At 37.9% G+C, this 12,391-nt stretch carries 10 protein-coding genes and 1 pseudogene; all 11 read right to left on the bottom strand.

Annotated elements, in window-relative coordinates; translation table 11 throughout:
• Window positions 1-449: 449 nt before the first annotated feature.
• On the bottom strand, window positions 450-1,613 hold the full coding sequence (ftsZ, locus tag AC06OU_RS10420; protein ID WP_169358990.1) for a cell division protein FtsZ: 1,164 nt from the start codon (window positions 1,611-1,613) through the stop codon (window positions 450-452).
• 41 nt (window positions 1,614-1,654) lie between these two features.
• Window positions 1,655-2,947 (bottom strand): cell division protein FtsA, encoded by a 1,293-nt coding sequence (ftsA, locus tag AC06OU_RS10415; protein WP_169358989.1) that lies wholly within the window; start codon window positions 2,945-2,947, stop codon window positions 1,655-1,657.
• A gap of 99 nt (window positions 2,948-3,046) precedes the next feature.
• Window positions 3,047-3,397 carry a small basic family protein gene (locus AC06OU_RS10410; RefSeq protein WP_475855610.1) on the bottom strand — a complete coding sequence of 117 codons (351 nt, stop codon included), beginning with the start codon at window positions 3,395-3,397 and terminating at the stop codon, window positions 3,047-3,049.
• Between the two features lie 2 nt (window positions 3,398-3,399).
• Window positions 3,400-4,119, bottom strand: a complete 720-nt coding sequence (locus AC06OU_RS10405; RefSeq protein WP_340884265.1) for a DUF881 domain-containing protein — start codon at window positions 4,117-4,119, stop codon at window positions 3,400-3,402.
• A 24-nt stretch (window positions 4,120-4,143) separates the two neighbouring features.
• Window positions 4,144-4,863: a DUF881 domain-containing protein gene (locus AC06OU_RS10400; protein ID WP_342566855.1), complete on the bottom strand. Its 720-nt coding sequence runs from the start codon at window positions 4,861-4,863 to the stop codon at window positions 4,144-4,146.
• A complete protein-coding gene (locus AC06OU_RS10395) occupies window positions 4,841-5,638 on the bottom strand; it encodes a cell division protein FtsQ/DivIB (RefSeq protein ID WP_475855609.1) in 798 nt (265 codons plus the stop codon). The genes AC06OU_RS10400 and AC06OU_RS10395 overlap by 23 nt, the downstream gene beginning before the upstream one ends.
• Window position 5,639: 1 nt before the next feature.
• Window positions 5,640-6,698, bottom strand: a pseudogene (locus tag AC06OU_RS10390) (FtsW/RodA/SpoVE family cell cycle protein); the annotation flags it as partial.
• Window positions 6,699-6,747: 49 nt separating this feature from the next.
• Window positions 6,748-8,106 (bottom strand): UDP-N-acetylmuramoyl-L-alanine--D-glutamate ligase, encoded by a 1,359-nt coding sequence (gene murD, locus AC06OU_RS10385; RefSeq protein ID WP_475855607.1) that lies wholly within the window; start codon window positions 8,104-8,106, stop codon window positions 6,748-6,750.
• A gap of 1 nt (window position 8,107) precedes the next feature.
• A complete protein-coding gene (mraY, locus tag AC06OU_RS10380; RefSeq protein WP_169358983.1) occupies window positions 8,108-9,079 on the bottom strand; it encodes a phospho-N-acetylmuramoyl-pentapeptide-transferase in 972 nt (323 codons plus the stop codon).
• A gap of 53 nt (window positions 9,080-9,132) precedes the next feature.
• Window positions 9,133-10,998 (bottom strand): penicillin-binding transpeptidase domain-containing protein, encoded by a 1,866-nt coding sequence (locus AC06OU_RS10375; protein ID WP_475855605.1) that lies wholly within the window; start codon window positions 10,996-10,998, stop codon window positions 9,133-9,135.
• A gap of 102 nt (window positions 10,999-11,100) precedes the next feature.
• Window positions 11,101-12,391: penicillin-binding transpeptidase domain-containing protein (locus AC06OU_RS10370; RefSeq protein ID WP_475855603.1), on the bottom strand; the 1,291-nt coding region annotated here is incomplete at its 5' end.

Genomic DNA, 12,391 nt, shown 5'->3' with positions numbered 1-12,391 from the left:
ATGTTAAAGGCTAGGGTTGAATTATGATGTGTTCTAAATCGGCAAGTAGAATTGATTTCCGCGCCAGCCGGGCGCTTTCCTCGGGGGGGGAGGTAAGCCATCACCCCTCGCTTACGCGCATGGTTGTGATGGCTTATCTGTCTCACTCATCCCGTAGGAGTCGCCGTCTGGCGCTCCAATCAATAAATGGAGAACGGCTTTAATTTATATAGTTCTATTTATAAATCACTCGTATAAACAAAGCCGTAAAAATGATTCAACACACTTCAAAATTTTTTTATGAATAGTCATTTAAATTGTACAGTCGGAATAAAAGAAATGTTTAGTTAAAATCAACCAATAACTTTAACATAGCTACAATAAAAAAGACTATAGACATTTCAAATTTCTTTGAAAGTCTATAGCCTGAGCAATCGCTATTAAATTGATTGCTTTTATCTATTAATCTATTAGTTTCTGCGATTACGATTTCTTAAAAATGTTGGTATATCTAAAGCATCGTCTTGGTGATTATGAGTTGGAGCAGGACGTTCCTGCTGATAAGAAGGCTGCGGTTGAGATTGTGGCTCTTCTTTTCTAGTTTCACGCTGTGTAGTAGCTGCTTGCTGTGCACGAGCAGTTCCAAAGCCTGTCCCTCTTGGTTGTTTTTGCATAATTACTTCTTCATTAAAACCTGTTGCAATTACTGTTACTACAATCTCATCTTTCAAGTTATCATTGATAACCGAACCAAAGATCATGTTAACTTCTTCATCTGAAGCAGATGCTACGATGTCTGCAGCTTCTTGTACTTCAAATAAGGAAAGATTTGAGCCGCCAGTGATATTCATTAATACCCCTGTCGCTCCATCAATCGAAGTTTCAAGTAACGGACTAGAAATAGCCTTTTTAGCTGCTTCTGCTGCTCGATTTTCTCCTGCAGAAATACCAATCCCCATTAGTGCTGCTCCTTTGTTAGACATAATTGTCTTAACATCGGCAAAGTCTAAGTTAATAAGACCAGGAACTGCGATTAAATCAGAGATACCTTGGACACCTTGACGAAGAACGTTATCAGCTTCTCTAAATGCTTCTAGCATTGGAGTATTTTTGTCTACAATCTCCAATAGGCGATCATTAGGAATAACAATTAGTGTATCAACAGCTTCCTTCATCATGCCAATTCCGCCTACAGCCTGTGTAGAACGCTTGCGGCCTTCAAAAGTAAATGGACGTGTTACTACTCCGACAGTTAAAGCACCTAAGTCACGAGCGATTTGAGCTATTACAGGAGCTGCTCCTGTACCAGTTCCGCCACCCATTCCCGCTGTTACGAAAACCATGTCTGCACCTCTTAGTGCTTCTTCTATTAACTCTTTACTTTCTTCAGCTGCTTTTTTACCTACCTCTGGGTTAGCTCCTGCTCCTAAACCGCGAGTTAGTTTACCACCAATTTGAAGTTTTACTTCAGCTTTTGACATGTTAAGGGCTTGAGCATCTGTATTTACAGCGATAAAGTCTACCCCTTGGACACCATGTTCAATCATACGATTTACTGCGTTATTTCCGCCGCCACCGACTCCAATAACTTTAATAATTGCTAATTGATCTTCGTTTGTTTCAAATTCTAACATGCTATTGCCTCCTATATTCTTTCAACTATGATAAAGTTTTCTCATTCAAAGAACTTGTCAAAAAGTTTCTTCGCCTTACTCATTGCACTCTCTTTGTTTTCATTGTTTGAATTTTTTTGTGGTTGTTTTTGTTTTTTAGTGCTTGCTACTACTTCATTGTGTGCCATTTGAGATAATGCATGGCTATTGCCAATTTTACCATAGAAAAGATCTTCTTTATAGGCATATCTTATAAGGCCAACAGCTGTTGTATATTGTGGTTCTCTAACGCCGATATAATCTGGTGTGTACAGTCGAACGCGCGATTGTAAGATGTGTCTCGCCAATTGACCGATACCCTCAAGTTTAGCAACTCCACCTGTGATTACTACTCCACCTGGGAGATCTTGTAATCCCATACGGTAAAATTCCTCTAGAATTAACTCAAATAGTTCTTCTAGACGTACCCCAATAATCTCTGCTATATATCGTTGAGAATATTGCTCTTTCATATCAGCACCAATTACTGGTACTTCGAATAACTCATCATCTGACGCGTCATCGTAAAAGGCATGTCCATATTTTAATTTTATCATTTCTGCTTGTTCTGTAGGGGTTTTTAAAACGATAGATAAATCTTTAGTTATATGATCTCCACCTACAGGAATAACAGCAGTATTGACTAAATGACCTTCTCTGAATATTGCAATGGTTGTAGAGCCTCCACCAATGTCTATATAGGCAGTACCATGATTTTTTTCATCCTCAGTTAAGGCAAAATGTCCTGCCGCCAATGGTTGTAAATATATTTCTCTAATTTGAAGGCCTGCTCTTTCCACACATCGTAACACGTTATGTAAAATCGTTTTGGATGTAGTCATCATTAAACCATCTAATTCTAGACGAGTTCCAATCATGCCTCGAGGATCTTTAATCTCTTCTAAATGATCCACGATAAATTGTTTGGGAGCAATGTTAATTAGCTCTCTTTCAGGAGGAATAGACATTACTTGAGCAGACTCTAAAACACGGTCCAAATCTGCGTCTGTTATTTCTCTGTCCTCTCGATTGACAGCGACAACACCTTTAACGTTTTGTATATTCGCTAAATTAGCGGGTATACCTAACACTATTTCATGTATAGACATTCCTATCATTCTTTCAGCCTCACCAACAGCTTTTTTAATCGATTGAACAGTTGCATCTATATCAACAATGGTGCCTTTTCTAATACCGTTTGATTTAACATTTCCTACTCCTATTACATGCAGCGAGTCATCACTCATTTCACCTATTAATACTTTAATGGAAGACGACCCAATATCTAATGATACGTACATTTCTGATTGATTCACCCGTGGCACCTCCTAATAACTCTTTATTTATTATTCTATTGTAAAAAACCTATAAAGTCTAAAATTTTCTAAAGAAATAGTAAATTATAGCACAAAACATTATCTTTTTGTTCTCTCAGGCAATTTTGTTAATATTATTCGACGAATCACAGCTATATTTTGAAAAAGTCGAACACCGAAAGCGAAGATTGCTGCTAGATATAAATCTACGCCTAAATGGACCCCCAGAAAGGCAAGACCAGCAGCTAAAGCAATATTAAAGAAGAAACCGGAAACAAATACTTTATCATCGTAAACTTGTTGAAGTTGTGCCCTAATTCCTCCAAACAAAGTATCTAGTGCAGCTAAAACAGCAATGGATAAATAGCTTTCATAAACCTCTGGAATTTGAATATCAGTCATTAAGCCAAGTGATATTCCAAGTATTAATCCTAAAAACGGCAACCACATAACTATTCTCCCCCTGGCACTTCTTGTAAAAATTCCATATTTACTGATTGATCAAAGGCCTGTATTGTAACCTCATCTTCCGGTTCACCTATAGTTAGTCTCAGATTATCAATGTAGAAATTATCTCCAATAGGAGATGCTTGTAGCTGGTTATACATTTTCTTAGCGTCTTCTAATGTTAATGTGCCAATTTTAATAGTGAAGGGGGCCTTTTTTATTGTCAGGTTATTAACCGTAGTCCTTCCGTTTACATCCCGTATAGCAGAGGAATATACAATCCGTTTGCCATCCACTTCTACTGCCTCCGCTTTAAAGCGATTAATCTCATTGATTAATCGAATTAATAAATCAGGAGATATTTCTTCTATTTGTTCCCCCACCATCATACTCTCTATAGAGGGTTCAATTGTTATGGTTAGTCCTGGACCTTTAAAATCTGCAATACCAATATCCTGTTTTAATTGTTTTACGGTTTCATTTAAAGCTATTTCAGGACTTTCATTAACCATATTGTCATACTTGCCAACTGTCTCTTCTAACAGGCGCACCTCCGACAACAATTCGGAATGTAGCTGTGTTTCTGTGGCAAGCTCTTGGCGAATCTCCCATACATCACGCGTATCGCGAGTTTCTGGTTGTTTTACTGTATTGTATTGAATGGCAATCATGAAACCAACGATCAACAAAATTATAGTAAACCGAATATAAACGGTTTTTTTCATGTATTCGGCCCTCCTTTGCCTTTGTTAATTTTGGTCACCACGCAAGGCAGGCATCATAATGTTACTCTTTTCTTCAACGGTGACTACGATATTATCGTTTGTTAGCTGATCTACAATACCGCCACCTAAGTTAACCGATGCTAATAATACCTTTGGATCACCTACGGCTTCAACTGTGAAAGGCGCGGGAAAAGCTCGTCCATCGACGGTTATCACTGGGCCAGTACACGATATGTAAGATTGAGCATGAAGCCTTTGTCCATTAATAGTAATTGCTTCTGCTCCTGATATTTTTAGCTCATTTATCACTTTAAATACATGACTTTCGTGAACAATGTAATCATTTGGGTTTTCCTGAGAAGGATTATACTCACCATCCTGCAAAGCTATTGAAATGCCCTTCCCCTCAGATGGAATGTCTCCCATTAGTAACCGAAGCATTTCAGCTTCCTTTACTAACTCTTCAACACTTTCTTCGCTATCCACAAATGACTTTTCAAAAACTCTAATAGCCTGCTGTTTTTTGTTAATCTCTTCTGTTAATTCCTTATTCATTTCCTTTTGTTCTATTAGCTGCTCTCTGTACTTTTGTATTTCCAACGAATAGCTATTATTACCCTCTATTTCTTTATCCGCAGATGCCATGCTATAGGAATAAGCTAAAATGAACCCTAACACTAGACTAACTAGCGAGATAAGAATACGTCCACGAAAAGGAACATTAAGACGACTCCTCTTCTTCATCCTCAATGGCCTCCTCACCCTCAGTTTCATTTAAAACCTTTTGATAGGGTTCAAAATAGGACCCTACCTCCATATCGATTACCCCTTTTTGATCTGGGTTTATTTGTGAAATAATCGAAGGATAATAATTCATTTTACTTGAAAATGACGGGATTAGAGCTTGTACCTCATTACCATCATTCATAAAAACTTGAATAGAATATATATCATTCTCCGTTGGGACGTAATTTATTTGAGAGATAGTTAATAACACTTCACTATTCAACTTTTTAAGTTCTTTTATAAGACGTAATCGAATTTTTTCATCTTCAAAATCTGCAATGATTGGCCCTTCGACAGGCACAATCTCATCTTCTGGCACTATGGTCTTACCATTTTCCAAAATTATTTGAAGACCATTTTCCTTTTCTACATATCCAACCTGTTTAAATTCTTTAACTTCGATCTGAACACTGGATAGCCATTTTCTTTTAACTTGTACTGATTCTACCCAATCGCTTTTCTCCAATGAATTTTCTATGTCTTTTTCTTTGAAGCTCCACATGGAATCTCCAATTTTTAGACCACTTTGTTCAACATAATGATTCACGGAGAAAAGCTTAGCCCCATCTAGCTCTATTTTTTGTACCTGACTATAAGACGATTGAAAATAAAGCAAGACCAATAGAGTAAAGACAAAGAGAAAAAGTAGAATGGAAAATTTTTTGTTTGTTCTACGTCTTCTTCTCTCTTTTAAGGTAGGTATTCGATCTTCGATATCGATGACTTTTTCCATTCTACCGCCTCCCTTCTGTACTAGATGTATTAGCCAAGTTTAAAATGATTCCGATAATCCCCCAGGTCATTACTAAGGATGACCCGCCATAGCTGATAAATGGTAAGGTTACGCCTGTGACAGGTAATAAGCCAGTTACCACTCCCATATTTAAAAACGTTTGTACAACAAGTAAGGAGGTTAAGGCTACTATCATTAATTGGGCCTCTCTTGTCTTCGCACGGGAAGCCATCATATAGCTAGTAGTGAAAAAAACAACAAAGGCAGAGATTACAACTATCCCACCGATAAATCCCGTTTCCTCCAATAATATGGAAAAGATAAAATCATTCTGTGGCTCTGGCAAATATAAAAACTTTTGGCGACTATTTCCATAGCCGAAACCGAATAGACCAGCTGGACCAATGGCTAATAGTGATTGAATTGCTTGGAATCCAGAACCTAAAGGGTCCTTCCAAGGGTCCAAGAAAGCTTGGATCCTAACTAACCTATACGGAGCAGAAATGATTAGTGCTGCTAAACCTATTACCCCAGATAGTCCAATGGCGAAAAAAAACTTTAAAGGAAGTCCTGCAGCAAATAGCAGCATAAATACTGCTACAACTAATACAAAAGCAGATCCAAAATCTGGTTGAACCATTATTAACCCTATTGGCAGCAAAAGCAGAAGTGCACTACGCATATATAGTTTACCTTTGTTTTTTGGTTCCTTTGCTAAAGCTAAAGCCAACACGCCTAATACCGCAATTTTAGACAGCTCTGCAGGCTGAAAGTTGGTAAAACCAAGAGATATCCAACTCTGTGACCCATTCCGTACTACACCGATACCAGGAATCAATACCCCTATAAGCAATACCACCGATATGATATATAAAACGTGCCAAAATGTGGGAAGGCGGAGAAATGATTTATTTTGTATAAAAAATGCTCCTGCCACCCCAACTATTAAATACAAACTCTGTTTCAAAGCGAAAGGTGTTTGCCCTTGATAATGAACCTCGCTCCAATACGATCCAGCTGAATGCACAAACAATATCCCAATAATTGATAAAAATAATACAGACGATAAGAATAGTAACTTACGTTTATCTTTCGATTATTTCATCCTTTCAATTATTCGTTAAAGATTCAACAACCTTGATGAATTCATCCCCTCGAATTTCAAAGCTCTCATATTGATCCCAGCTTGCACAAGCGGGAGAAAGAAGAATAATATCTCCTCTTTCTGATACCTCCACAGCTAAACGGGTGGCTTCCTCTAAATTAGAGACTCTTTTCACGAAGGGTATATGGTTCTCTTCTCCAAATTTGTGAAGTCTTTCTGCTGTTTCACCATAGTGTACAAGTGCTCTTACATTAGATAAATAAGGAATAAGCTGATCAAACGAATGTCCTCGATCGACTCCACCCGCTATCCACACGACAGGCTCTGTAAACCCTTCTAAAGCACTTTTAGTAGCCAGGGTATTCGTAGCTTTAGAATCATTGTAGAACTTACGTCCATCTGACTCTAACACAAACTGAGTGCGATGCCTTACACCTTGGAAGGTTTGTAATACAAATTTAATACTCTCTAACGAGCAGTCTGACAAAATAGCTACAGCAGTTGCAGCTAATACATTTTCCAAGTTATGCTTACCTCGTAGTGCAATAATGGAGCGTTCAAAAAGTTGTTCACCATTCCAATATACAAATTGATCGTCGGCACTTATACCATTAGCTGTCTTTTTGCTGACATAAAAAGGAACCTTTTGTGCTTGGCTTTTATCAGCATAATCTTGAACTAACTGTTGCTCTGCATTATAGACAAACCAATCATTTTCATCCTGCATTTTTGTAATATTAAATTTTGCATCTGTATATTCTTGATAATCCTTATGATAGTCCAAGTGAGCCTCATATAAATTCATTAAAACTGAAATTTTAGGCTTTAATTGTTCTGTTCCCATCAACTGGAAGGAGGATAACTCCATGACAATTGTATTGTCTGCAGTTGCCTTTTCTGCAACCCCAGAGGCAACAGTACCTATATTACCCGCAATCAGTGGTTGCTTAGAAGCATGATTCAACATTTCGTATATAAGAGTCGTTGTAGTAGTTTTACCATTTGACCCAGTAATTCCGATCATGGGAGCATCACTAATACGATATGCAAGCTCTACTTCTGTCCATACAGGAATACCTCTTTTTATAGCTTCTGCAACTACACTATTCGTATAAGGAATTCCAGGATTTTTTACGATTAGATTAAACCCTTCATCCAGCAAGTCTTCTGGATGACTACCGCAAATGACTGTCAATCCTTTAGTCAGAAGATATTGAGCATTTTCATTTTGCTCAAACGGCTTGGAATCATTAACTGTGACAAATGCTCCTAAGTCATGCAAGAACTCAGCAGCAACTGTGCCGCTTTTTGCTAAGCCTAAAACAAGTATTTTTTTATGATATACAAAAGGTAGCTGTTTCAATTTACATAACCTCCATAATCACTACAAACATTGCAGCGGCAAAGTTAATAGCCCAAAATACAGTAACAACTTTACGTTCACTCCAGCCAGAAAGTTCAAAATGATGATGAATCGGACTCATTTTAAATATTCTCTTACCAGTAGTTTTAAAGCTAATGACCTGTAATATAACCGACAATGTTTCTATTACAAAGATAATCCCAACGATCAATAGAAGCACTTCTTGTTGAACAAGAATTGAAACCATAGCTAGTGCTCCACCTAAAGCTAGTGATCCAGTGTCTCCCATAAAAACTTGAGCGGGATTTTTATTGAACAATAGAAAACCTAGCAAGGCTCCAGCAACACTAAAAGCAAAAATTGCAATATCCGTTTGTTCGTATATTAAAGCGAGCACTCCAAATGTAGCGAAGGATACTGATGCCGTACCAGATACAAGACCATCTAACCCATCTGATAGGTTTACTGCATTGGAGAAGCCAACTAGCCAAAAAACTAAAAAGGCAACATAGAATTGACCTAGAGAAAGCGTAATATCTGTCCATGGAATGGAGATTGAAGTATCAAATGGACCTAGCTTTAACAAGAAAAAGGCAATAATCGCAATAATTATTTGTCCGATTAGTTTTTGTAGAGAAGTTAAGCCTAGATTTCTCTTTAAAACTACTTTTATAAAATCATCCAAGAACCCAATTAACCCAAAGCCCACTAATACTAACAACAATACGATTGACTGTGTCGTAAGCTTGTCAAATATAAACGAAATAGCAAGTGTTGTCACAATGATTGAGGTTAAAAATATTAAACCACCCATGGTAGGTGTTCCAGCTTTTTTCTGATGGGATTCTGGCCCCTCTTCTCTTATACTTTGCCCAAATTTCATCCTTCTTAAATAGGGGATAATAATCGGGGCAAGTATAACAGATACTAAAAAACTAGCAATAAGTGTAATTAACGTTGTAGACAATGTCATAAAAAAATCTCCTTAAATACGCACAACTAATCATGAATGTACTATAGTTATTTTTATTTTGTGTAAACATGTATAGTCCCATCTAATGGAATAAGACTGTTTTCTTTCGGTAATTGAGTTAAGATTTCATCTCCATCGCCGTGCCAAACAATTTGAAACGGATACATGTACGATGTAATTTCTTTTCTTTTAGTTCCTACAAGATTTGGGACGCGGACGGTTTGAACATCTCCCCATCTATAATCTTTCTCTAATTGTTTACCTCCACCGGTAACCTCAAGTGAGTCTTCAATAATTTGACCTACAATCGGTGCGGCAATTACTCCACCAAACTGAGTACTATGCTTTGGATTATCAATTGCCACATATACTATAAGCTCTGGTTTATCCGCAGGAGCAAAGCCGATGAAAGAAACAATGTACTCTCCATCCATATATCGGCCGTTCTGAACCTTTTGTGCAGTCCCAGTTTTTCCACCTATCCGTAATTGGTCTCTGTAGGCGTTTCTACCGGAACCATGAGCAACCACGTGTTCAAGTGCCTCACGAACTTTTTGAGACGTTGCTTCTGATACTACTTGCGTTTTCATTTCTGGTTCTGCTGTAGAAAGAATTTCATTTGTTTCGCCGTCCACAATGTTCTTTACAATATAAGGCTTATACAAATAGCCGCCGTTAATAGCCGCTGCTACTGCTTGAACTTGTTGAATCGGTGTAACAGAAATACCTTGGCCAAATGAAGTGGTTGCATGTTCAACTGGCCCATAAGCATCTTTACTAAATAGAATGCCCGAAGATTCTCCAGCCATTCCAGAACCTGTGGATTGACCAAATCCAAACTTCTTTATGTACTCTGAAAGCTTGTCAGGTCCAACTCTCCTGCCTAATTCTATAAATCCCGGGTTACAGGAATTTTCTACAACTTCCAGAAACGTTTGGCTACCATGCCCTTGTCGTTTCCAGCATCGAAGTCTTGCTCCTTCTACAATTGTGTAACCAGCATCATGAAAATGGTCATTATCTAAGTTAACAACATTTTCTTCGAGTGCTGCGCTAAGCGTAATAATTTTAAACGTGGATCCAGGTTCGAATGTCATCCAAACTGGTAAGTTACGATTGTAAATAGTAGAATCAACTTCTTGATAAGAAGAAGGGTCAAAATTTGGAGCCGAAGCTAGTGCTAGTATCTCTCCATTATTAGGATTCATTACGATTGCAATGCCTTGTGTCGCCTCATATTTATCCATTGCTTGTGACAATTCTCTCTCTACTACGGTTTGAATTTTCATATCGATTGTTAATTGGACATGATTACCATTTTGTCCATTTTTCCAACTGTCATCCACATGTGGAAGTGGAATTCCTTTAGCATCTGTAAACATTCGAATGGCTGATTCTTTGCCCTTCAAGACAGAATCGTATTGATATTCGATTCCAGCAAGCCCCTGGGCATCATATCCGGTAAAGCCTAACAATCTCGAAAGCATTTTACCATGCGGGTAATCTCTGACATAGTCAATACCAGCATACAGACCCTTAACATTTTTATCTTGAATCTGCATAGCTAAGTCAGACGTAATGTTCTTCCCTGCTGGAGCAATTTTAACAAGATAAGCTCTCTTGTTAATTTGTTCGTATAGCTTACTCTCTTCAACTTCTAACAATGGTGCAATCTCTTTTGCTACCTTCTCTGGTTCTTTATTTTGGGAAGGCATATAGAAAAGGGTAGGAGATAGTCTGTTACCAACTATTACCTCCCCATTTCTATCAAGAATATTGCCCCTTTCAGAAGCATAAGGCAGCTCTCGATCCCAGCTTTCCTTAGCTTTAGTAGTCAATTCACTGAACTGAAAAAACTGAAGCTGAATAAGCTTTCCCGCTACCGCCAGAAACAACAGCAGCGTAATAACCCATATCATCCGTAGCCGAATAACTTGTTTAAGTTTAGATATTGCGTTTTCTCCTTTATGTCCGTTTTAGATAGCTTATGAGAAAACGTCCTTAACTATTCTAGCACTCTTCTAGTCTTGCGGTAGTTCTTCCAATTCTTCTTCCTCTACACTGTTTTCAGCAATTTCCTTTGGACTCGACAATTGAACTACAATCGGTGAGTCACTAGTCACAACTGAGCCAGCTGTTAAACTTTGCTTCGACACAAAGCCATCTCCAATTATTTCAATTGGCAACCCAGAAAGTGACTTATAAATCATAAGATTTCTTTTTGACCATCCTGCAAAGTTCGGAAGTACTATTTCCCCACTCCCTTTTATAAAAGCAGTTCCTTGAGAAATAACAGAGGTGCCGGCCTTAGGATATTGCTCTAACACCTGATCCAACTGTCCAATTATAACAGTTTTTAATCCTTGAGTTTCTAACGCCATTTGGCTGTCTAACACATTTTTACCAATTAAATCAGGCATTGTTATCGGTTTAGATAATTCAAGGTTTTCAGGTTCTATATTTAAATATTTTAAGCTATTTTCAGTAACAGAGTTAAATATTTCCGATACTGGCTGTGATCCTACCTCTGTCGCTTTAATTTTCGGTTTCTGTACGGCAACATACACGATGAGCTGTGGATCTTCTACAGGAGCCATCCCTAAAAAGGAATAGAGGAATAGTTGTCTTCCCCAAAAGTATTTACCATCTCCTTTAGGAATTTGCGCTGTACCCGTCTTTCCAGCTGAAGTATATCCATTTAGCTTAAATCGTTGTGCTGTACCATGATCAGATGTAACAGTACTAGCAAGAATTTCCTTCACCTGATTTGCAGTGCTTGCCGAAATAGGAGATTTCTTTTCCACTGGTTCGTTGTCATCTACAATTTCTCCAGTATTAGGATTAACGATTTTATCAATTACAAAAGGCTGTAACATGGTACCCTCGTTTGCAATAGCTGTCATTCCTTGTATTAATTGAATAGGAGTGACAGTAACACCTTGCCCATAGGTAGTTGTGTATATATTAATCGGATACCTATCATTTACAATACCACTTGCTTCATTCGGAAGGTCTATACCAGTGGGCTCCCCAAAACCAAATCGACGAATATATTCAATAAAGGTTTCGTCACCAATTTTATTTAGTAAAAAAGCCATGGAAACGTTAGAAGATCTTTGGAAACCTTCTAGATAAGATATAGTGCCCCAACCTACCCCATCGTTATGGTCTCTAATCTTTCTGTCATAGACTTTATAAGTACCCGATTTAAATTGATCATTTGGATTCCAAACACCCTCTTCAATAGCAGATGCTAAAGTAAAGATTTTCATCGTAGAACCCGGTTCTATCGTTTGCTCAATGGCTTCATTC

Source organism: Psychrobacillus sp. (genome assembly GCF_056205495.1).
Note: the sequence above shows the minus strand (reverse complement) of the source record. Positions and strands in the feature narration are given on the sequence as shown.